Genomic DNA, 22816 nt, shown 5'->3' with positions numbered 1-22816 from the left:
CGCGTTCCCCACCGGAGCGGGAAACAGGACGGCCCCCTACCCTGCCTTGGCAGGCAGGTGGAAGAAGTCGACGAACCGCTCGAACACCGCCCGATCGCCCTCGACCGCCATCGCCCCCTCGCCTTCCAGAGCCTGCAGCGGGGCCTTGCCGTAAACGGCAGCCGCAACGGCCCGAGCCGGGGCGCGCACCACCACATCGCAACCCTCGACGTCGCCGCGCATGGCGTCGATGACGCCGCCCGCGACCGTCACGACCATCGGGTCCTCGCCAAGCACAAAGCCCAGCCGCATCGTTGCGCCTTGGGCCCGCGCCGCGTCGAACATGGTCTTGAACGACAGCATGACGGAGACGGCGCTGATCGGCAGGGTCGGGTCGTGCTGGAGCGAACGCGCGGCCCAACGACCCAGCACCATGAAGACCGGCTCGATCTCATAGCCCCAGTCGGTCAGCTCATAGACCTGGACCGAGGCGGGCGGCGGCAGCTTACGGCGCTGGATCACGCCCGATGCCTCCAGCCCCTCCAGCCGCTGCGTCAGCACATTGGCCGACAGGCCGCACAGGTCTTTTCGCAGATCGCTGAAACGACGCGGCCCCATCATGAGTTCTCTGATCACCAGCAAGGCCCAGCGCTCGCCCACGAGGTCCAGCCCGTGCGCCGCCCCGCAGGCGTCGTGATACCGGCGAGCACGGGACAAGGGCTCATTAGTTACTTTTTCTAACTGCATAGTTGACTAACATAACATCGAGGCGCAGAAATCGCCACACTACAGGGCAGGCCGTCCGGGGAGGGAGGGCCGCGCAGAGGGAGGAACCCGCCGATGCCCAAGCTGATCTTCGTCAACCTGCCGGTCGCCGACCTGCCGCACTCCGTCGCCTTCTACGAGGCGGTCGGCGCAAAGATGAATCCGATGTTCTCGGACCAGACGGCGGCCTGCATGGTCTTTTCCGAGACCATCCACGTCATGCTGCTGACCCATGAGAAGTGGGCGACCTTCACCGACCGCGCCATCCCCGACGCGCACAAGACGGCCCAGGTGCTGCTCTGTCTGTCCGAGGACAGCCGCGCGGCCGTCGACGCCGCGGTCGAGCGCGCGACCCAGGCCGGCGGCCAGGCCGACCCCAGCGCCAAACAGGACTACGGCTTCATGTACAGCCGCAGCTACGCCGACCCCGACGGCCACATCTGGGAGATCATGTGGATGGACCCGGAAGCCGCTGCGCAAGGTCCGGAAGGCTTCGCCTCCCAGGTCGGCGGAGGCTGAGCCATGAGCGAGCTTTACGAACTCAGCGTCAGCCGTTTCATCCAGGCCCCGCCGGAGAGGGTTTGGCGCGCCTGGACCCGGCACGCGACCGAATGGTTCACCCCGCGCCCGTGGAGCACGGTGTCGGTTGACCATGACCTGCGCCCCGGCGGCCGCGCCGATGTCGTCATGCAGTCGCCCGAGGGCGAGCGGCATGAGTATCGCGGCGTGGTCCTGGAGGTGGAGCCGAGCCGCCTGCTGGTGACGACCGGCGCCTTCACCGAGGGCTGGATCCCGCAGCCCGGCGACATGAACTTCGTCCGCATCGACACCTTCGAGCCCGAAGGGGACGGCACGCGCTACACGGCCAGCGCCCGCCACTGGACCGAAAAAGCCATGCAGACCCACCGCGACATGGGCTTCGAGACCGGGTGGGGCGCCGCCGCCGACCAATTGGCCAAGGTCGCCGAAAATCTCTCGCCGCAGGAGGGCGCGTCATGAGCGACAAGATCATTCCCTGTATCTGGTACGACCTGGGCCAGGCGAAGAAGGCGGCCGAGTTCTACGTCTCGCTCGGCCTGCCCGACAGCCGCATCGACCGCGTCGTCGCCAGCCCGGCCGACAATCCGTCCAATCCCGAAGGCGCCGAACTGGTGGTGGAGTTCACCCTGGCCGGCAGGCGCTACATGGGGCTGAACGGCGGCCCGATCTTCCCTCAGACCGAGGCCGTGTCCTTCATGATCATGACCGAGGATCAGGCCGAGACCGACCGCCTGTGGGACGCCATCGTCGGCAATGGCGGGGCTGAAAGCGCCTGCGGCTGGTGCAAGGACCGCTGGGGCGTGAACTGGCAGATCACGCCGCGTCGCCTGATGGCCTTCTACGACGATCCCGACCCCGCCCGCGCCAAGGCCGCCTTCGAGGCCATGATGACCATGCACAAGATCGACATCAGCGCCCTCGACGCCGCCGCTGATGCGGTTTCTTCCTAGTGGGCCGCGGTCAGAAGGCTCCGCCTTCTCGACCCGACCTGAACTGTCGCTTTCCACCAAGCCTGAGCTTGCGCCTGCCCCGACTATCCGCCCCGCCCCTCAAGCAGCGAGCCGCCGCGCGGCGAGCGATAGGGGCCAACCCTCCGAAGGAGAGCTAAAATGACCTACATCACCGGCTTCCTGACCCCCGTGAAGGTCGAGAACAAGGACCGCTACATCGAGTCCGCCCGCGTCGCCTGGCCGCTGTTCAAGGGCTACGGCGCCCTGGCCCATGTCGAGAACTGGGGCGTCGACGTGCCCGACGGCAAGGTCACCAGCTTCCCCATGTCGGTGAAGCTTGAGGACGGCGAGGTCGTCGTCTTCTCCTGGTTGATCTGGCCCGACAAAAAGACCGCCGACGACGCCTGGGCCAAGATGCAAGACGACCCCGCCATGGCCGACATGGACATGCCCTTCGACGGCAAGCGCATGATGTGGGGCGGGTTCGAGACGGTTTTCGACGAGAAGCAGTAAGCGGCGCTCTACTCCCCACATCGTGGGGAGGGGGACCACGACCCGAAGGGCGGCGCGGAGCAGCCAAGTGGTGGAGGGGCTTTGCGACAGCGGAAGCGAGCAGCCCCTCCGTCTCGACGGCTTCGCCGCCGATCCACCTCCCCATGTCATGGGGAGGAGAAAAAAGGGCGGCTCCGTCGGAGCCGCCCTTTGATCGTTTAGGAGTCCAGGAAGCTCCGCAGCTTCCGCGACCGGCTGGGGTGCTTCAGCTTGCGCAGGGCCTTGGCCTCGATCTGACGGATGCGTTCGCGCGTGACCGAGAACTGCTGGCCGACCTCTTCCAGGGTGTGGTCGGTGTTCATGCCGATGCCGAAGCGCATCCGCAGGACGCGCTCTTCACGCGGGGTCAGCGAGGCCAGCACGCGGGTCGTCGTCTCGCGCAGGTTCGACTGGATGGCGGCGTCGATCGGCAGGATGGCGTTCTTGTCCTCGATGAAGTCGCCCAGGTGGCTGTCTTCCTCGTCGCCGATGGGCGTCTCAAGGCTGATCGGCTCCTTGGCGATCTTCAGCACTTTGCGGACCTTCTCCAGCGGCATGGCCAGGCGTTCGGCCAGCTCTTCCGGGGTCGCTTCGCGGCCGATCTCGTGCAGCATCTGGCGCTGGGTGCGGACGATCTTGTTGATCGTCTCGATCATGTGCACCGGGATGCGGATGGTGCGCGCCTGGTCGGCGATCGAGCGGGTGATCGCCTGACGAATCCACCAGGTGGCGTAGGTCGAGAACTTGTAGCCGCGGCGGTACTCGAACTTGTCGACGGCCTTCATCAGGCCGATGTTGCCCTCCTGGATCAGGTCCAGGAACTGCAGGCCGCGGTTGGTGTATTTCTTGGCGATGGAGATCACCAGGCGCAGGTTGGCCTCGACCATTTCCTTCTTGGCCTGACGGGCCTCGCGCTCGCCCTTTTGAACCATCTGGACGATGCGGCGATAGTCGTCGATCGGCACCCCGGCCTCGGACGCCACAGCGGCGATCCGGCTACGGATGTCGGCGATCTGGCTGGTCTCGTTTTCGCTGAACTTGGTCCAGCGGACGCCCATCTCCTTGATGCGCTCGGCCCAGTTAGGGTCGGTCTCCGAGCCGAAATAGGCCTTGAGGAATTCCGGACGCGAGATGCCGTAGCCGTCAGCCAGACGCAGCAGGCGACCTTCCAGACCGATCAGACGCTTGTTGATGGCGTAGAGCTGCTCGACCAGCGCCTCGATGCGGGCGTTGTTCAGCTTCATCGTCTTCAGACGGTCCGAGATCGCCGTCGACAGGGACTCATAGGTCTTCTGGTCCTTGGCGGTCAGGACATCGCCCTTCAGGCGCGCCTCGACCAGCTTGTCCTGCAACTTGCGGAACTCGCCGAAGTCCAGAGCGATGGCGTCCAGCACCTCCATGACGCCGTCGCGCAGCTCGGCTTCCAGCGCCGAGATCGACATGGCGCCGCCGTCGTCGAAATCGTCCTCGTCATCCTCTTCGCCGTCGCCGTCCGGCTCGCCGGTCGGCTGGGCCGGGGCGGGCTGGTTATGCGGCAGGGACGAGGGGTTCAGGATGCCGTAGGTGGCGTCCAGGTCGATGACTTCGCGCAGCAGGATGCGGTTGTTGGCCAGCTCTTCGCGCCACACCATGATGGCTTCGAAGGTCAGGGCGCTTTCGCAAAGCCCCGAGATCATCGCGTCGCGGCCGGCCTCGATGCGTTTGGCGATGGCGATTTCGCCCTCGCGGCTCAGCAGCTCGACCGTGCCCATTTCGCGCAGATACATCCGCACCGGGTCGTCGGTGCGGTCATAGGCGGACTTGGCGGGCGCCTCGGCGACCGAGGTCTCGGCGGCGGCGGCCACGTCGGTGCCGGTCGCCTCGGCGGCGTCCTCTTCGGCTTCAACGACGTTGACGCCCATCTCCGACAGCATGGCCAGAATGTCTTCGATCTGGTCCGGCGTGACTTCCTCGGACGGGAGGACCTTGTTCAGCTCCTCCATCGTCACATAGCCGCGCGTCTTGGCCTGGCGGATGAATTTCTTCACCCCGGCGTCGGTGAGATCGAGCAGGGGCCCGTCGGCGTTGGTTTCGGCGTCCTGCGTCTCGGTCTGCGCGCTCATTCAGTCTGTCTCCACGGCCGACGGGGGGTGATCAGGCCCCTGCGGCGAAAATACAACGCCCGACAACTTCGTTCACTACGAAGAAGCCGAGTCTTCCCATATCGTTCCGGTCTTGATGGCCCGTCGCAACGCATCGCGCTCGGCCTTCACCAGAGCGAAAGCCGAGGTGTCGAAAGCCTTGTGGGCCTCCGACTTTGCCGAAGCGAGCGCCTCGTCCAACGCCGCTGCGCGGGTCAGAGCGTCGAACGCCTGCGACCACCGGGTCCTCGCCTCGCCGAGGGGCTTGTCTGTAGCCAGGAATGGCGCGCCGGACTTCGCCGCCGCCTTCTCGACCTCGCGCAACATGGCGTCATGACCCGATTGGGCCAGATGGCGGCGCAGGGCGGCGGAGTCAAGGGTCCGGCCTGAGAAACGCAGGCGCACCATCTCCTGCGCCAGCCCGTCCAACGCCGGATCGCCGAAGCCGTAGCGGGCCACCGCCTCCATGTGGTCGTCCAGCCGCTCCGGGTCGTCCAGCGCCCCGTGCGCCAGAGCCGCCGCGATCGGCTCTATGGAGCGGAACAGGGCCTGCATGGCCTGGGCGCCCTCGGCGGTCTGCCCCTGCAGCGGCGGCGGGCCGCGCCAGCGCCCGCCCGGTCCCGGTCGACCGCCCTGCGGCTGCGGCCGCGGCTGGCGCGGAAACAGGGCGTCGAAACGGTCGAACAGGTCGCGGCGATATTGCTCCGCCAGATCCTTGTCCTGCACCGCATTGGCCGCCTGTCGCAGCCGCCCCTTCAGCCCCGCCTTGCGCTCGGGCGTGTCCAGCGGTTCAGCCTCGACCTCGCGGCGGAACAGCACCTCGGCGAAGGACCGCGTGGACGCCATGGCCTGGCGCAGGGCCGGCGCCCCCTTGTCCCTCAGGATATCATCCGGATCCTGCCCGCCCTCCAGCAGGGCGAAGCGGAAGGACTTGCCAGACTTCAGCAGCGGCAGGGCCCGCTCGATCGAGCGATAGGCGGCGCGCAGGCCCGCTGCGTCGCCGTCGAAGCTCAGCACCGGCTCGGACGATACGCGCCACAGCACCGCCATCTGCTCTTCGGTCAGGGCCGTGCCCATCGGCGACACAGCCGGCAGCCCCGCCCGGTGACAGGCGATGACGTCCATATAGCCCTCGACGACGATGATCCCCTGCTCGCCCCGGCTCTCGGCCCCCATGATCCGCCGCGCCTCGGGCAGGCCGTAGAGGGTCGCGCCCTTGTGAAACAGCGACGTCTCCGGCCCGTTCAGATATTTGGCCCGGTCGTCGGGGTTCATCGCCCGGCCGCCGAAGCTGACGATGCGCCCGCGCGCATCCAGGATCGGGAAAATCAGCCGGTCGCGGAAACGGTCGTAGGGTTGCCCCCCGCCTTCGGGCGCGATCAGCAGCCCCGCTTCGACCAGGTCGCCCGGCCGCGCCCCGCGCTGGACCAGCGCCTGCTTCAGGCCCTCCCGGTCGTTGGGCGCATAGCCCAGGCCGAAGCGCTCCCACTGGTCCTCGGGCAGGCCGCGCTTTTCCAGATAGTCGCGCGCCACCTTGCCGACGTTGCGGCGCAGATTGGCGGCGAACCACTTCTGGGCCAGGTCCATCCAGTCGGCCAGCCCCTGACGTTTTTGTTCGCGCTCGGCCGCATGGGGGTCTTCGGCAGGCAACTGCATCCCGGCCTCGCCCGCCAGTCGGCTGACCGCCTCGACGAAGCTGAGCCGCTCCGTCTCCTGCAGGAAGGTGATGACGTCGCCGTGCTTGCCCGAGCTGAAGTCGTGGAAGAAGCCCTTGTCGTCATTGACGAAGAAGCTGGGCGACTTCTCCTTCGAGAAGGGGCTCAGGCCGACGAACTCGCGTCCCTGACGCTTGAGTTTCACCGTCCGCCCGATGATGTCGGACGGCCGAAGGCGGGCCTTCAGCTCTTCAATGAACCGCTCGTCAAATCGCACCTTGGACCTATGCCGTCCGATGGCGGGCGAAAGCCAGCCCCAGGCGCTGCGCCGAACGGACGGCCCCCGAGCAAAACCTCGCCTGGGGATAAGTGCGGGGACAACCGCTGACTTCCTTCGGGCGAGCGTCTGGGCTTTAACTCATTCAAGCCTCGCCGGAGCCTTTGCGACCATGCGCCGTCTTCGTCTTCTGATCCTGATGCTCTTGCCGGCGGTTCTGCTGACGCTCGGCGCCTGCCAGACGATCCCGCGCCCGGCCTTCGACGCCGCCGATCTGGCCGCCGCCAGCCCGCCGTGGCGCTACGACTTCCTGACGGCAGAGGCGCGCGACCGCTTCGTGCGTGAGACGGTCAGGGCCCAGAACGCAGCGACGGACGGGACGTTCGACATCCTGGCCCTGTCAGGCGGCGGAGCCAACGGCGCCTATGGCGCTGGCGTCATGGTCGGCTGGAGCCAGGCCGGCGACCGGCCCCAGTTCGAGGTGGTGACCGGGGTCTCCACCGGCGCCCTGATCGCCCCCTTCGTCTTCGCCGGCTCTAGGTTCGACGCGGCGCTGGAGCACGCCTACACCAGCGGACAGACGGACGATCTGCTGAAATCGCGCGGCCTGTTGGCCCTGACGTTGCCGGGCGTGTTCAAGCCCGAGCCCCTGACCAACCTGGTGTTGAACAACATCTCGCCCGAGCTGTTGACCGCCATCGCCGAGGAGCATCGCAAGGGCCGTCGCCTCTACGTCTCGACCACCAGCCTGGACACCCAGACCCAGGTCGTCTGGGACATGGGCGCCATCGCCCAGCAAAACGACGAGGCCTCGCGTCTGCTGTTCGTCAATGTGCTGATCGCCTCGGCCAGCATCCCCGGCGCCTTTCCGCCCGTACTGTTGAATGTCGAGCATCAGGGGCGCCGCATTCAGGAGTTGCACGTGGACGGCGGCACGGTGTCCAGCTTCCTGGTGGTGCCCCAGGCCCTGCTGCTGGACGCGCCGAACGTCCGCCCGCTGGACGACGCCCGCATCTGGATCGTGGTCAACGGCAAGTGGGACCCGCGCTTCGAAGTCTCGCGCATCTCGGCCATCAGCATCGCCGCCCGCAGCTTCGACACCATGATGAAGGCCCTGCAACGCTCGGATCTGACGGCCATCACCCAGTTCGCCCGGCGCTATGATCTGACGCTGGCGGTCGCCGCCATCCCCGACCACGCCGAGGCCAACACCCTGGACTTCACCCAGGCTCATATGACCGCGCTGTTCCAGACGGGCGAGGCGGAAGCCCTGGCCGGCCGCGCCTTCGACCGGCGCGTCGACCCGTCCGAACCGCGCCCCACAGGCCGTCGATCCGGCGAGCAGGCGCCGGCCACGGTGGTCCTTGCTCCGCCGAGACATTAGGACTTCATTAACCATATTGACCGCAATGCGGCCACAACCATCTGATTACGAACAATATTTCTCGTATAACAGCGGAACTATCCACAGCATCTGTGGATTCTTCTAACGTCTCCGAGAAACGGAGACGCTTGCCGACGGCCCCGTCGCAGACCGCGACCACCGCCGTTTTCAGATGGGTATTCTCATGTTCATCGCCATCGCCCGCCCGGCGGTGGAGCCCCAAGGCCCCGACGCCGTCGCCGTCCCCGGCTCTCCCGCTGTTCCCCTGCTCAACCCGCGCGCGCTACACGCCCGCCTGCTGGCCAACGCCGCCCTGCGCCGTCAGCGCGGCTGGCTCCGGCGTCAGGAGAACCGCAGCGACGACGCCGATTACTGGCTGCATGCGGCCTGCGTCGCCGTCAGCAAGGCCGCCGCCCTGCGTCGCGCCGAACCGGCCTTCCTGCCCTAGGGCGCCTCAGCGCAGCTCCGGCAGGCGTCGCGCGACGGAATCTCTGAGCTTGCGCCCCCGCTCGGACAGGCTCTTGCCCCGACGCCGCTCGCGCGCCTCGAAACCCTGACCCCAGCGCTCGTGCATGGCGGCCATCAGCGCCGGGTGGCGATCATACTGGTGCACGATCGGACTGACCCCGCCGTCCGGGTTCACGATCCGGCCCGTCCCGTCCAGCGACAGCGCGTCGCCGGGCGTCAGGCCGACGGTGGCGATCCGGCCGTAGTTGGGCCGCGTCTCTCCCTCGATCAGGCCCAGGTGCAGAGCGATGTTGCACGCCGCCTGATCCGCTCCGAAGGCGCCGCCGATCTCCGACCGGGGGATGGCCGCCAGCATCAACAAGGTGCGGCAAAAACGGATCATGCACGCGCGCGGCCCCACGACGGTGCCGACACAGACGCATGGCTTGTCCGCCAAAGCGCGCGCCACGGCCTCGCCGCCGACGCCGCGCAGATATTTCATGTTGAAGGCATGCCCCTTCAGCCCGCCGTCATACTCGACGAAGAACTCGAGCTTCTGCGGCGGCGGATCGAACGGCGGCGCCTGAAAGACCACGTCGCGCACGTCCGTCAGCAACACCTGGCGCGCCCAGGGCCGCTCGCTCATCAGGGCGTCGAAGGCGGCGAAGCGCTGCATTACGGGATGCGGACGCCAGACGCCGTTGCAGGCCGAAGGCGGCGGCGCAGACTCCACGCCATGCTGCGCCAGAAAGTCCAGAAGCGCCGGCTCCTGATCCGTCACCAGCACGACGGGCCCGGCGTAGACCGCCCGCAAGGAACGCACAAAGACCGCCACATCGGCCGCTTCATAGCCGGTGGCGTAGCCCAGGATCAGATCATGCTCAGCCGCCGCAAAGGTCGGAGAGGCCCCCCTCTCGCCCGCGATCGCGGCGGTTACCCAGCCCAGATAGGCCGACTTCGCCGCCGGTGAAGCCATTTACGCCCTCATGGAATCCACGAAACGCTTGAACAAATAGAGGCTGTCGGTCGGACCCGACGAGGCCTCCGGGTGATGCTGCACGCTGAACACCGGACGGTCCTTCATCGCGATGCCGCAGTTTGTGCCATCGAAAAGCGACACATGTGTTTCAACCACCGTCTCGGGCAGGCTGGCGCCGTCGACCGAGAACTCGTGGTTCATCGACACGATCTCGACCTTGCCCGTGGTCAAGTCTTTGACCGGGTGGTTGGCGCCGTGGTGGCCCTGTTCCATCTTCAGCGTCTTGGCGCCGAGCGCGATGGCCAGCATCTGGTGGCCCAGGCAGATGCCCATCAGGGGCTTGCCGCTATCCAGCAGCTTCTTGATCTCGGGCACGGCGTATTCGCCAGTCGCGGCCGGATCGCCCGGACCGTTCGACAGGACCACGCCGTCGGGATTGCGGGCCAGGATGTCCTCGGCCGTGGTCGAGGCGGGGACCACGGTGATCTTCACCCCGGTCGAGGCCAGGGCGCGCAAAATGTTGCGCTTGACGCCATAGTCGACGACGACCACCGACTTGTCGCCGGCCTCAGGCTTGGCGTAGCCGGTCGGCCATTCCCAGGCGCCCTCGGTCCATTCGAAAGCCTGGGTGGTCGAGGCGTCCTTGGCCAGGTCCAGGCCGACCAGGCCCTTCCAGTCGCGAGCCTGGGCCGTCAGGGCCTCCAGGTCGAACCGGCCTTCCGGGTCGTGGGCGATGACGGCGTGCGGCGCGCCCTTGTCGCGGATCAGCTGGGTCAGGGCGCGGGTGTCCACGCCGGCCAGGCCAATGACGCCGCGCGACGCCATCCAGCCATCCAGGCTTCCAGTGGCGCGCCAGTTGGCCGGCTCAGTCGGCACGTCGCGCAGGATGACGCCGCGCGCGGCGCGCTCAGGCGCCTCGCCGATCTGCTCGACGTCTTCCAGGTTCACGCCGACGTTGCCGATGTGCGGAAAGGTGAAGGCCAGGATCTGGCTCATGTACGAAGGATCGGTCAGGATTTCCTGATAGCCCGACATGGCGGTGTTGAAGACGACTTCACCCACGGCCGATCCGGTCGCCCCGACGCCGATTCCCGACAGCACCGTTCCATCTGCGAGCACGAGGACGCCGGTGGCGCCGGACAGGATTTGAGTCGTCATGGCGCAGGGCTCCTAGCAGTGAATACGGGCGGACAAACGGCGGGGTCGCTAAAGAGATGAAGGGGCCGTGTCAACACGGCCTGCGATTATGCCGTCTGGAAGCGCCCCTGGCGCTTGCGAACCCACAACCAGGCCAGGCTGGTCACGGCGAAGAAGCCGACGCTGGGCCAGATGTACCCGCCCGCCGCCGCCGCAACCGCAAAGGCCGAGAACACCGCTCCGCCGACGGCCAGCAGACGCCAGCCCGGCTTGGTCGTCAGCTTCCACAGCGTTACCGAACACAGGGCGTACAGGCACAGCGTCAACACCGAGGTCACGCCGATCAGCACGCCGAACTGCTGGCCCAGCGTCGGCTGGGCGCTGGCGATCACCATGGCGCTCATGATGACGCCGTTGATCAGGGGGTTGGACAGGGGCGTCTTGCCCTTCTGCGCTCCGCCGAACCAGCGCGGCAGCCAGCCCGCCTCGGCCGAGGCGCGCGCCGTCTCGCCGCCCATCATGGTCCAGCCGGCGATGGTGCCGGTCGCCTTGATGACGGCGCAGGCCGCCACCAGGCCTGCCACCGAGGCTCCCATGACCCGCGCCACCAGATCGGCGTAAGGGCTGGTGGAATGGGCCAGGACATCGGCCGGGATGACGCCGAACACCGCCACGCTGGCCGCCACATAGACGACGAAGGCCAGCAAAACCCCGCCCAGCGAGGCGCGGCCGACATCGGTCGCCGGATTCTTCACCTGGCTGGACAGGGCCGCGGCGCTCTCGACGCCCAGGAAGGCCCAGAAGATCACGGCCAGCGACGCCGGAACCGTCTTCATCAGCGGCTCGCCCGCCGGGCTCCACGACGCTGCGAAGGTGTCGCCGCTGAAGGCGATGACGCCGGCGATGATGGCCAGGCCGATGGGGATCAGCCCCAGCACCAGGGTGATCGCCCCGAAGCGCGCCGCCGTCTTCGATCCGGCCGCATAGGCCGCCGTGGTCAGCCAGATCAGCGCCAGATTGCTGAGCGCGCCCCACAGCGGCTCCTTCAGCGCCGGAAAGAAGAAGGCCAGATAGCCGGTCCCCGCCACCGCCACGGCGACATTGCCGGTCAGACAGGCCGCCCAATAGGCCAGTCCCGTCTGATAGCCTAGGAACCGCCCCAGACCGCGCCGGGCGAAATCCGACAGGCCGTCGGCCTCGGGCTGCATTCGCCCCAGACCGCCGAACACCAGCGCCAGGGTCACGGCCCCGACGCCGCAGACGATCCAGCCGATCAGGCTGCTGCTGCCGGTCGGCGCCAGGGTGGCGGGCAGAAGATAGACGCCCGATCCGATCATATTGCCGGCCACCACCAGGGCGGCCAGACCCCAGCCGATGCGGCGCGACGGTTCGGGCAGGACGTCCAGTTGGCTCATACGCGCCCTTTACTCGGGAATTCGCGCGCTGTCCCATGCGAATACGCCGCCGCTGTCGGCCGGCGTCAGCCCCTCGATCACCGTCAGCAGGCTGGCGGCGGAAAAGGCGGGCGAGAACAGCTTCTCGGGCTTGACCCCGCGCTGGAAGGGCGCGCTCAGGGCCGTGTCCACCGTGCCCGGATGCAGGCCCGCGACCACCGCCTGCGGATGGGTGCGCGCCAGTTCCACCGACAGGGTCTTCAGGATCATGTTCAGCGCCGCCTTGGACGCGCGATAGCTGTGCCAGCCGCCCAGCCGGTTATCGCCGATTGACCCGACCCGCGCCGACAGGGCCGCGAACACCGCCCGCTCGTCGCGCGGCAGCAAGGGCAGGAAGTGACGCGCCGCCAAAGCCGGCCCCACGGCGTTGATCCGATAGTCGCGCATCAGATGCTCCGCCGACAACTCGCGCCAGCTCCGTTCGGGCGTTTGGCCGGAGTGCAGCACCCCGGTCGCCACGATGACCAGGGTCGGCGCAGGACCCTCGGCGATGCGCGCGGCGGCGGCGGCCATGCTGGCCTCATCCTCCAGATCCAGATAGCCGTGCGTCACGCCCTCGATGGGCGCCGCCGGCGTACGCGACAGGCCGTGCACCACGCGGTCGCCCGCCTGACCCAGTTGCTGCGCCAGCGCCCTCCCCACGCCGCCCGACACCCCCACGATGATCGCCGAACCCGTCCTCATTTCTTTCGCCTTTCGCGCGCGCCTGTCGCCGGGAATACGCCGCTGAACCGCCTCTGGACCGATGACGCCCTACCTTCGCCATCCACGCGGGTTTAGGAAGCGGGCAGCCCCCTCGCGCCTGGACGACGCCCCCATGAGCATCACCACGGTCGGCCTCGATGCCGACGACACCCTCTGGCACAATGAGACTCTCTTCCGCCTAAGCCAGAAGCGGTTCGCCGAACTGCTGGCCGACCATGCCGAAGAGCCGGTGATGATGGACCGCCTGGCGCAGGTCGAACGGCGCAACCTTCGTCTTTACGGCTACGGCGTGAAGGGCTTCACCCTGTCGATGCTGGAGACGGCGATGGAGCTGTGCGACGGCTCGGCCCCGCCCCACATCGTGCGGGAAATCCTGGCCGCCGGGCGCGAAATGCTGGTCCACCCGGTCGAGACGCTGCCAGGCGTCGCCGAGACGGTCGCCGATCTGTCGACGCGCTACCGCCTCATTCTGATCACGAAGGGCGACCTGATGGACCAGGAACGCAAGCTCGCCGCCTCAAGACTGGGCGACTACTTCTCGGGCGTCGAAATTGTGTCGGAAAAGGACCGGGGAACTTACCAAACGGTATTTTCCCGTCACGGCGTCGCCCCCGCCGACGCTGCAATGGTCGGCAATTCCATTCGATCGGACGTGTTGCCCGCCATCGAGGCCGGCGCCTGGGGAATCCATATCCCATACCCGATCACATGGGCGCACGAGTTGGCCGAAGCCCCCGAAGGCCATCCTCGTTTCGTCAGCCTGAGCCGTTTCGATGAAGTGTCAGACTGGCTTCAGACAGTCGACCCATAACCAGGTTACCTGGCCCACTTTCAAACATAGTTCGCCCCATTTGTCACAATAACGTGCCGTTATCTCGTCATTATTGGACAGATTTCGTCCCAAATTTGCAACACGGCAACATTACCGTCGTACTTCGGCCCTCATGCGAGCGATGCAACTTGACCTCATCTGGTTGAGGCAATCCTGTGGCGGATCATGGTTCGTACCGTGTCGCAATGTGAGGCTTAACTGTATGCGTATTACCCGCTCCCGTTTGCTGGGCAGCACTGTTCTGATCAGCGCCATCGCCGCCGCTGGCGTTGCTTCGGCCCAGGTCGCTGAACAGCCCGCGTCGGACGCCCAAGCCACTGAAGTCGGCGAAATCGTCGTCACCGGTTCGCGTATCCGTCGTAGCGCCGCCAACGCGCCGACCCCGATCATCCAGGTTACGCAGGAAGAGATCCTGTCGACCGGCCAGACCAGCCTGATCGACTACCTGGCCACCATCCCGGCTCTGCAGAACTCGACGGTGCCGTCCGACACCACCGGCTCCAGCCTGAACACCGGCGGCCTGTCGCTGGCCAACCTGCGCTCGCTGGGCGCCAACCGCACCCTGACGCTGGTCGACGGTCGTCGCCACGTCGGCTCTTCGGGCGGCGAACTGTCGGTCGACGTCGACGCCATCCCGCGTCTGCTGATCCAGAACGTCGAGATCATCACCGGCGGCGCTTCGTCGGTCTACGGCGCCGACGCCGTCTCGGGCGTGCTGAACTTCATCCTCAAGAAGGATTTCGAAGGCCTGGAGATCGACGCCAACTACGGCCAGATCAACGACAACGGCGAAGCCACCCGCCGCATCTCGGGCCTGATCGGCAAGAACTTCTTCGACGACCGTCTGAACGTCTATGCTCACGCCGAGTATGAGAAGATCGACAACGTCGACTCGATGGACATCGACTGGATCCGTCGCGGCCCGGCCCGTCTGGCCATCGACGCCGACCCGACGAACAATTCGTATGACGGCCGTCTGGACGCCCAGGTCTTCTACGGCCTGAACCGCCTGGACATCCTGCCGTGGGGTCAGACCACCCTGGCAAACCTGCAGCGTCCCAGCGACCTGACCAACCCGAACGTCCCGTACCAGAACTGCTTCTCGGACGGCGACTTCACCTACGCCGCCAACTGCTACGGCATCATGCCGGGCAAGACCTTCGTCTATGACGGCGGCGCGGCCCGTGAAGCCAACTTCGGTCAACGCGTCGGCAACGTCGGCATCAACCGCCCGTACAACATCGGCGGCGACGGCATGCCGATCGGCGAAGTCGCCGGCTACAGCCGCATTCCGGCGTCGGAATCGCAGCGTTATCAGGTCGGGACCAACTTCAAGGTCACCGACTCGATCAACTTCCACGCCTCGGCCAAATACATCACCGAGGAAACCTTCATGCGCGGCCAGCCGACGTTCTTCGACGTCGACCTGGACAACGACTCCTACGGAGCCGGTGAAGCAAACTCGATCTGGGCCACCTCGGCCTTCGACCTGCGCTGGGACGACAACGCCTTCCTGCCGCAGTCGATGAAGAGCGCGATCGCCAACAACAAGATCGACATCTACGCCCCGCCGACGGCCCAGAACGCCGGCGAGCTGATCGGTTCGCAAGCCCTGCCGATCGCGCGTCACAGCTTCTTCGGTCCCGAGCGTTCGCAGAAGAACACCCGCGACCTGCAGCGCTACGTCGTCGGCTTCGACGGCGACCACGGTCCGATCGGCTTCGCCAAGTCCCTGTCGTGGGATCTGGGCTACACCTACGGCAAGGTCGAGATCGAAAACATCGAGCGTGGCGTGGACGTGCAGCGCATGGCCCTGGCCGCTGACGCCGTGGTCGACACGACGGGCCTGCTGGGAACCCCCGGCGCCATCGTCTGCCGCTCGACCCTCCTGAACGCTCGCGGCGTCGCCGAAATCGCCGACCAGGTCCGTGGCGGCGACCTGCGTGACACCGAGTATGGCCGCAACGCCATCGCCCAGTGCACCCCGCTGAACATCTTCGGCGCCGGCAACCAGTCGGCCGAAGCTCTGGACTACGTCGACGCCTTCGTCCGCGTCGAGGAAATGAACGAGCAGCACCAGCTCCTCGGCTCGATCTCGACCGAGCTGTGGGACTTCTGGGGCGCCGGCAACCTGGGCTTCGCCTTCGGCGGCGAATGGCGCAAGGAAACCACCTCGGCCGTCGGCCGCAGCACCACGGCCGGCGACCGCCTGCTGTTCCTGAACACCGGCGCCGACTTCCCGGAAGTCAGCTATGAGTCCAAGGAACTGTTCGCGGAAGTCTCCGTGCCGCTGTTCCGCGACTCCTTCATGGGCGAATACGCCGAACTCAGCGGCTCGTACCGCTGGGCCGACTATTCGACCGTGGGCAACGTCGATGTCTACGGCGTGAACCTGGTCTACCGTCCGATCCGCGATCTGACCTTCAAGACCAGCTTCAACACTTCGGTCCGCGTGCCGAACCTGGGTGAGAACTACTCGCCCTACGGCCAGACGTTCGCCAACAACTTCAGCGACCCGTGCGCCACGGCCAACATCGCGAATCTGGACGACCAGGAGATCAAGGCCAACCGCGTGAAGAACTGTACGGCCCTGGCCGCACAGCAGGGCCTGTCGTTCGACTTCGCCGGCGCAACCGCCACCAACACCGACGACTTCCGTCCGAACTACACCTCGGGCATCGCCGGCGTTTCGGGCGGCAACCCGGACCTGAAGCCGGAAGAGTCGGAATCCTTCACCTTCTCGACCGTCTATCAGCCGAGCTACGTCCCGGGCCTGACCCTGTCGCTGGATTACTATGAAATCCGCATCGACAAGGTCATCGCCGCCGTGTCGGCTGCCGGCATCGCCGCCAACTGCGTGAGCGGCGCCGAACTGAACATGGACGCCTGTAACTCGATCTTCCGCAACAACCCGAACATTCCGTTCGGCATGGGCGCCCCCTCGGGCGATCCCATCGGCGGCTTCATCGAGCGTTCGTTCAACTACGCGGCCCTGGAAACCCGCGGTCTGGACTTCGGCGCCAACTATTCGTGGGACACTGCGGATTGGGGCAAGAACTGGGGCTCCTTCGACTGGCGTCTGCAAGGCTCGTGGCTGATCGAGCAAAAGCAGTACCTGAACGAGGCGGATCCGTCGGACTACAATGAACTGGCGGCCAGCATCGGCCTGAGCGGCACCAACGCCTACCCGCGCGTCCGCATGGCCTCGTCGCTGTCCTGGCGTCCGAACGACATCTGGAACGTGAACTGGACCGCCGACTGGCAGTCCGCCACCAACATCGTCCGCGCCCGCGACTTCGTGAACAACGCGGACTCGCGTCTGGCCGACCAGATGGACACCGGCAACTTCGTCCGTCACGATCTGACCGTGCGTTACAACGTGCGTGACGACCTGACGCTGCGCGCCGGCGTGGTGAACCTGTTTGACGCCGAACAGCGCGACATCCTGGGCACCACCATCTACTCCAACTTCGACCCGTACGGCCGTCGCTTCTTCGTCGGCCTGAACTTCCGTCCCTTCTAAAGGACGGACGAGGTTTGAAACTCTTGGGGGCGGTCCTTACGGGCCGCCCCTTTTTCTTGTGCGCTCGGGGGGGATAAGCCCTTGCCCCCCGGCCCCCTCCTCTCTAAACGGGCCGCTTAACCGACAACCCGAACGGATCGGCCGCGACAGCGCTCGCGCCCGGCCGTCTGCGCGCGTGGAGACCGCCGCCCTGACCAGTCATGAAGAAAAGGACGCCATGGTGCGCGCCGCGCTCGCAGAGCAGGGCGACAGCGGGATCACCCCGCGCCATACGCTGTTCTACTTCTACGGCGAGGAAGAGGCGCACGGCGACCTGTGCGAGGTGGCCCGCCGTGCGGGCTTCCTGACGCGGGGCCAGGGCGACATGACCGTCCTGGAGACCACCATGCCGGTCGACGAGGCGTCTTTTGCGCCTGTGTCGGCCATGATGCAAACCTGGGCCGCGGCCTTCCAGCTCGACTACGACGGCTGGGAGTGCGCGGTCGTGACGAACTGAGTAGACGCCGATGCCCAAGCGCACAGACATCAAGTCCATCCTGATCATCGGCGCCGGTCCGATCGTCATCGGCCAGGCGTGCGAGTTCGACTATTCCGGCGTTCAGGCCTGCAAGGCGCTGAAGGCGGAAGGCTACCGGGTCATCCTGGTCAACTCGAACCCCGCCACCATCATGACCGACCCGGAGGTGGCCGACGCCACCTATATCGAGCCGATCACGCCCGAGATGGTCGAGAAGATCATCGCCAAGGAGAAGCCGGACGCCCTGCTGCCCACCATGGGCGGCCAGACGGCGCTGAACACCGCCCTGGCGCTGAACGCCTCGGGCGCTCTGGCCCGCCATGGGGTCGAGATGATCGGCGCCAAGGCCGAAGTCATCGACAAGGCCGAGGACCGTCAGAAGTTCCGCGACGCCATGGACAAGCTGGGCCTGGAATCGCCCCGCTCGCGCGCCATCCACCACATCGAGGAAGCCGACGAGGCCCTGGCCTTCGTGGGCCTGCCGGCCATCATCCGCCCGTCCTTCACCCTGGCGGGCACCGGCGGCGGCATCGCCTACAACGTCGAGGAATTCCACGAGATCGTGGAGCGGGGCCTGGACCTGTCGCCGACCACCGAAGTCCTGATCGAAGAGTCGGTGCTGGGCTGGAAGGAATATGAGATGGAGGTGGTCCGCGATCATGCGGACAACTGCATCATCATCTGCTCGATCGAGAACATCGACCCGATGGGCGTCCACACCGGCGACAGCATCACCGTCGCCCCGGCCATGACCCTGACGGACAAGGAATATCAGATGATGCGCGCGGCCTCGATCGCCGTGCTGCGCGAGATCGGCGTCGAGACGGGCGGCTCGAACGTCCAGTTCGCGGTCAACCCCAAGGACGGCCGTCTGGTCGTCATCGAGATGAACCCGCGCGTGTCGCGCTCCTCCGCCCTGGCCTCCAAGGCCACCGGCTTCCCGATCGCCAAGATCGCCGCCAAGCTGGCCGTCGGCTATACGCTGGACGAGCTGAAGAACGACATCACCATGGTGACCCCGGCCAGCTTCGAGCCGGCCATTGATTACGTGGTCACCAAGATCCCGCGCTTCGCCTTCGAGAAATATCCGGGCTCGGAGCCGTCGCTGACTACGGCGATGAAGTCGGTCGGCGAGGTCATGGCCATCGGCCGCACCTTCCAGGAATCCATGCAGAAGGCCCTGCGCGGGCTGGAGACCGGTCTCAACGGCTTCGACGACATCGAGATCGACGGCGTGACCGGCGCCGAGGACGACGCCTCGGTCAAGGCGGCGGTGATCCGCGCCCTGGGTCTGCCGACGCCCGACCGCATCCGCGTCATCGCCCAGGCCTTCCGCCACGGCCTGACGGTCGAGGAGGTCCACGCCGCCTGTTCGTATGAACCGTGGTTCCTGCGCCAGATCGCCGACATCGTGCGCACCGAGGGCCATGTCCGCGTCCAGGGCCTGCCGACCGAGGCGGCCGACTTCCGCAAGCTGAAAGCCAAGGGCTTCTCCGACGCCCGCCTGGGCGCCCTGACCAGCAAGACCGAGGGCGAGGTCCGCAAGGCCCGACGCGCCCTGGAGGTGCGCCCGGTGTTCAAGCGCATCGACACCTGCGCCGCCGAGTTCGCCTCGGCCACCGCGTATATGTATTCGACCTATGAGACCGGCGCCTTGGGCCAGGTCCCGGCCTGCGAGGCCGCCCCCTCGGATCGCAAGAAGGCGGTCATCCTGGGCGGCGGTCCCAACCGCATCGGCCAAGGCATCGAGTTCGATTACTGCTGCTGCCACGCGGCCTTCGCTTTCGCCGACATCGATGTCGAGAGCATCATGGTCAACTGCAACCCCGAGACCGTCTCGACCGACTACGACACCTCCGACCGCCTGTATTTCGAGCCGCTGACGGCCGAGGACGTGCTGGAGCTGATCGACGTCGAGCGCTCCAAGGGCGAGCTGATCGGCGTGGTCGTCCAGTTCGGCGGCCAGACCCCGCTGAAGCTGGCCCATGCGCTGCAGGAAGACGGCGTGCCGATCCTGGGCACCAGCGTCGATAGCATCGACCTGGCCGAGGACCGCGAGCGCTTCCAGCAGATGCTGAACGAGATCGGCCTGATCCAGCCGCCCAACGGTCTGGCCCGCTCCGCCGAGGAAGCCGCCGAGAAGGCCGAGGAGGTCGGCTATCCGGTCGTCCTGCGCCCGTCCTACGTTCTGGGCGGCCGCGGCATGATGATCGTCCACGACCGCGAGCAGCTGGACCGCTACGTCCACGAGGCCATGCGCGTCTCGGGCGACGACCCCGTGCTGATCGATCACTACCTGAACCGCGCCACCGAGGTGGACGTCGACGCCCTGTGCGACGACGAGACCGTCTTCGTCGCCGGCGTGCTGGAGCATATCGAGGAAGCCGGCGTCCACTCGGGCGACAGCGCCTGCTCCATGCCGCCCTTCTCCCTGCGCCCCGAGACCGTGGCCGAGCTGAAGCGCCAGACAGCCGCCATGGCCAAGGCCCTGAAGGTGCGCGGCCTGATGAACGTGCAGTTCGCCATCGAGGAGCCGCACAGCGAGAACCCGCGCATCTTCGTGCTCGAGGTCAACCCGCGCGCCAGCCGCACGGCGCCCTTCGTGGCCAAGACCATCGGCCAGCCGGTCGCCGCCATCGCCGCCAAGGTCATGGCCGGGGTTCCGCTGGCCTCCTTCGGCCTGGTCGACAAGGAACTGGACCACATCGCCGTCAAGGAAGCCGTCTTCCCCTTCGCCCGCTTCGCCGGGGTCGACACCATCCTGGGCCCGGAAATGCGCTCGACCGGCGAGGTCATGGGCCTGGACTGGAAGCGTGAGGGCGAGGCCGATCTGGCCCCCGCCTTCGCCCGGGCCTTCGCCAAGTCCCAGACCGGCGGCGGCACCATCCTGCCGACCGAGGGCACGGCCTTCGTCTCGGTCAAGGACGCCGACAAGCCCTTCATCGTCGAGGCGGTGAAGACGCTGCTGGCCCAGGGCTTCGCCGTCATCGCCACCGGCGGCACCCACGCCTATCTGAGCGAGCGGGGCCTGGACGTCGGCCTGGTCAAGAAGGTGCTGGAAGGCCGTCCGAACATCGTCGACGCCATGAAGAACGGCGAGGTCCAGCTGGTCTTCAACACCACGGACGGCAAGCAGGCCCTGGCCGACAGCTTCTCCATCCGCCGCACGGCCCTGATGATGAAGATCCCCTACTACACCACCGCCGCGGGTTCCCTGGCCGCGGCCCAGGGCATCGCCGCCGTCCGCCACGGCGAAATGGATGTGCGTCCGATCCAGAGCTACAACTGAGATCAAGCTCAGTCCTTAACCAGAAAGCCCCCGCCGAGCGATCGTCGGGGGCTTTTTCCTTTCCTCCCCATTTCATGGGGAGGGGGACCGCGAAGCGGTGGAGGGGCGGCTTCACGCGCTTCCCCCCACCGCCTTCCGCCTTCCGCCTTCCGCCTTCCGCCTTCCGCCTTCCGCCGTCATCCTCGGGCTTGACCCGAGGATCCAGTGCAGCGCCGCGCTCTTCCTTGCCGACTTCATGCAGGCGGACGGCTGGATCCTCGGGTCAAGCCCGAGGATGACGGCGGGGAACGCCCTTCCCCGGTTGCCCGATCCCCACCAGCGGCTAAGGTCGTGCGTGACATTGGAGGGGACGCCATTATGAAGAAGACCACGCTCACCGCCGTTCTGGCTGCCGTTCTGGCCGCAGGCGCCGCGCCCGCCGTGGCGCAGGACGCCGCCCTGAAGGCTGCCGTCAAGGCCGACTACGACGCCAACCTCGGCGCCCTGTTCGACCACTTCCACCGCAACCCCGAACTGTCGGGCCTCGAAGTCCAGACTTCGGCCCGCATGGCGCAGGAGCTGCGCGCTCTCGGCTATGAGGTCGCCACCGGCGTCGGCGGCACAGGCGTGGTCGCCGTCCTGCGCAACGGCCCCGGCCCCACGGTCATGATCCGCGCCGACATGGACGGCCTGCCGGTCGAGGAGAAGTCGGGCCTCGCCAACGCCTCCACCGCCCGTCAGGTCGACACCGACGGGGTGGAGAAGCCCGTCATGCACGCCTGCGGCCACGACGTGCACATCACCGCCCTGGTCGGCACGGCGCGCCAGATGCAGGCGCGCAAGGCCAACTGGTCCGGCACCCTGGTGCTGGTCGCCCAACCGGCCGAGGAACGCATCTTCGGCGCCCGCGCCATGGTGCAGGACGGCCTCTACTCCCGCTTCCCCAAGCCGGACTACGCCCTGGCCTTCCACGTCTCGTCCGACACGCCGACGGGTCGGATCGGCGTGCCGCTGGGCATCACCTCGTCCAGTTCGGACAGCGTGGACATCGCCGTGCACGGCGTCGCCACCCACGGCGCCTCGCCGCACCTGGGGGTCGATCCGATCCTGGTCGCCTCGCATATCGTGGTCGCGCTGCAATCCCTGCGCAGCCGCGAAACCAGCCCGCTGGAGGGCGCCGTGGTCACGGTCGGCGCCATCAAGGGCGGCATTAAACACAACATCATCTCCGACCGCGTCGACATGCAGCTGACGGTCCGCTCGGACAGCCCCGAGGTTCGCGCCAAGCTGCTGGACGGCATCGACCGCATCTCGGCGAACACCGCCCGCGCCCTGGGCGTGCCCGAAGACAAGCTGCCGACCGTCGTGCGATCGCCGCTGGAAAACACGCCGCCCACCATCAATGACGCCGAGACGGCCGCCCGCGTCCGCGAGGCCCTAACGGCCGGTCTGGGCGATGGCGTCCTGATCGACAATCCGCGCACCGGCATGGGCGCCGAGGACTTCGCCGAGTTCGTCACCCCGGAACTGGGGGTGAAGGGCGTCTACTTCCGCGTCGGCGGCACCCCGGCCGATCAGGTCAAGGGCGCGCCGGGCCACCACTCAGGCCTGTTCCGCATCACGCCCGAGCCCGCCGTCACCTTGGGCGTCGAAGGCTCGGTGCTGGCCGCCGAGGCCCTGATGCCGAAACGGTAAAGGCTGATGAACCGGGCGGCGTCCTGGTCGTTGAGGCAGGAACATTCCCTTTCCGTCC

18 protein-coding genes are annotated in these 22816 nt (G+C 67.0%); 11 read left to right on the top strand and 7 right to left on the bottom strand.

Annotation, left to right across the window (positions count from 1 at the left end; translation table 11 throughout):
• Positions 1-36: 36 nt before the first annotated feature.
• Positions 37-696, bottom strand: a complete 660-nt coding sequence (locus tag ACLBV5_RS05530) for a winged helix-turn-helix transcriptional regulator (protein WP_447605060.1) — start codon at positions 694-696, stop codon at positions 37-39.
• 123 nt (positions 697-819) lie between these two features.
• On the opposite strand from ACLBV5_RS05530, the gene ACLBV5_RS05525 reads away from it, so the two are divergent.
• The 4 genes from ACLBV5_RS05525 (at position 820) to ACLBV5_RS05510 (ending at position 2747) form a co-directional block, all read left to right on the top strand.
• A complete protein-coding gene (locus ACLBV5_RS05525; protein WP_447605059.1) occupies positions 820-1263 on the top strand; it encodes a VOC family protein in 444 nt (147 codons plus the stop codon).
• Between the two features lie 3 nt (positions 1264-1266).
• Positions 1267-1743 (top strand): SRPBCC family protein, encoded by a 477-nt coding sequence (locus ACLBV5_RS05520; RefSeq protein ID WP_447605058.1) that lies wholly within the window; start codon positions 1267-1269, stop codon positions 1741-1743.
• Entirely contained in the window at positions 1740-2234 is a 495-nt protein-coding gene (locus ACLBV5_RS05515; protein WP_447605057.1) for a VOC family protein, read from the top strand. Before ACLBV5_RS05520 ends, ACLBV5_RS05515 begins: the two co-directional genes overlap by 4 nt.
• A 159-nt stretch (positions 2235-2393) precedes the next feature.
• Positions 2394-2747: a DUF1428 domain-containing protein gene (locus ACLBV5_RS05510; RefSeq protein WP_134582340.1), complete on the top strand. Its 354-nt coding sequence runs from the start codon at positions 2394-2396 to the stop codon at positions 2745-2747.
• A gap of 197 nt (positions 2748-2944) precedes the next feature.
• Here ACLBV5_RS05510 and rpoD read toward each other — a convergent pair whose 3' ends face one another.
• Complete coding sequence (gene rpoD / locus ACLBV5_RS05505; protein WP_134582339.1) at positions 2945-4867, bottom strand: RNA polymerase sigma factor RpoD; 1923 nt, start codon at positions 4865-4867, stop codon at positions 2945-2947.
• Positions 4868-4942: 75 nt separating this feature from the next.
• The gene (gene dnaG / locus ACLBV5_RS05500) at positions 4943-6817 is read right to left on the bottom strand and encodes a DNA primase (protein WP_447605056.1); all 1875 of its coding nucleotides are present in this window, start codon (positions 6815-6817) and stop codon (positions 4943-4945) included.
• A 172-nt stretch (positions 6818-6989) separates the two neighbouring features.
• Here dnaG and ACLBV5_RS05495 point away from each other — a divergent pair, with 172 nt between their 5' ends.
• Positions 6990-8201, top strand: a complete 1212-nt coding sequence (locus tag ACLBV5_RS05495; RefSeq protein ID WP_447605055.1) for a patatin-like phospholipase family protein — start codon at positions 6990-6992, stop codon at positions 8199-8201.
• A 184-nt stretch (positions 8202-8385) separates the two neighbouring features.
• Positions 8386-8649 (top strand): hypothetical protein, encoded by a 264-nt coding sequence (locus ACLBV5_RS05490; RefSeq protein ID WP_447605054.1) that lies wholly within the window; start codon positions 8386-8388, stop codon positions 8647-8649.
• Between the two features lie 6 nt (positions 8650-8655).
• On the opposite strand, the gene ACLBV5_RS05485 is transcribed toward ACLBV5_RS05490, so the two are convergent.
• The 4 genes from ACLBV5_RS05485 to ACLBV5_RS05470 all read right to left on the bottom strand — a co-directional run bounded on the left by ACLBV5_RS05485 (position 8656) and on the right by ACLBV5_RS05470 (position 12902).
• Positions 8656-9624, bottom strand: a complete 969-nt coding sequence (locus ACLBV5_RS05485) for a hypothetical protein (RefSeq protein WP_025978573.1) — start codon at positions 9622-9624, stop codon at positions 8656-8658.
• The gene (gene carA, locus ACLBV5_RS05480) at positions 9625-10785 is read right to left on the bottom strand and encodes a glutamine-hydrolyzing carbamoyl-phosphate synthase small subunit (RefSeq protein WP_447605053.1); all 1161 of its coding nucleotides are present in this window, start codon (positions 10783-10785) and stop codon (positions 9625-9627) included.
• Positions 10786-10871: 86 nt separating this feature from the next.
• Positions 10872-12179 carry an amino acid permease gene (locus tag ACLBV5_RS05475; RefSeq protein WP_447605052.1) on the bottom strand — a complete coding sequence of 436 codons (1308 nt, stop codon included), beginning with the start codon at positions 12177-12179 and terminating at the stop codon, positions 10872-10874.
• 9 nt (positions 12180-12188) lie between these two features.
• A complete protein-coding gene (locus ACLBV5_RS05470; protein ID WP_447605051.1) occupies positions 12189-12902 on the bottom strand; it encodes an SDR family NAD(P)-dependent oxidoreductase in 714 nt (237 codons plus the stop codon).
• A 133-nt stretch (positions 12903-13035) separates the two neighbouring features.
• Between ACLBV5_RS05470 and ACLBV5_RS05465 the strand changes: the two genes are divergently transcribed.
• The 5 genes from ACLBV5_RS05465 (at position 13036) to ACLBV5_RS05445 (ending at position 22758) form a co-directional block, all read left to right on the top strand.
• Positions 13036-13734: an HAD family hydrolase gene (locus tag ACLBV5_RS05465; RefSeq protein ID WP_025978577.1), complete on the top strand. Its 699-nt coding sequence runs from the start codon at positions 13036-13038 to the stop codon at positions 13732-13734.
• A gap of 223 nt (positions 13735-13957) precedes the next feature.
• The gene (locus ACLBV5_RS05460; RefSeq protein WP_447605050.1) at positions 13958-17278 is read left to right on the top strand and encodes a TonB-dependent receptor domain-containing protein; all 3321 of its coding nucleotides are present in this window, start codon (positions 13958-13960) and stop codon (positions 17276-17278) included.
• A gap of 175 nt (positions 17279-17453) precedes the next feature.
• Positions 17454-17774, top strand: coding sequence for a ribonuclease E inhibitor RraB (locus ACLBV5_RS05455; RefSeq protein ID WP_134582329.1), 321 nt, complete (start codon positions 17454-17456; stop codon positions 17772-17774).
• 10 nt (positions 17775-17784) lie between these two features.
• Positions 17785-21084 (top strand): carbamoyl-phosphate synthase large subunit, encoded by a 3300-nt coding sequence (carB, locus tag ACLBV5_RS05450; RefSeq protein WP_447605049.1) that lies wholly within the window; start codon positions 17785-17787, stop codon positions 21082-21084.
• A gap of 357 nt (positions 21085-21441) precedes the next feature.
• Positions 21442-22758 carry an amidohydrolase gene (locus tag ACLBV5_RS05445; RefSeq protein WP_447605048.1) on the top strand — a complete coding sequence of 439 codons (1317 nt, stop codon included), beginning with the start codon at positions 21442-21444 and terminating at the stop codon, positions 22756-22758.
• The last annotated feature ends 58 nt before the right edge of the window (positions 22759-22816 follow it).

Source organism: Brevundimonas sp. M1A4_2e, from assembly GCF_053345555.1.
Note: the sequence above shows the minus strand (reverse complement) of the source record. Positions and strands in the feature narration are given on the sequence as shown.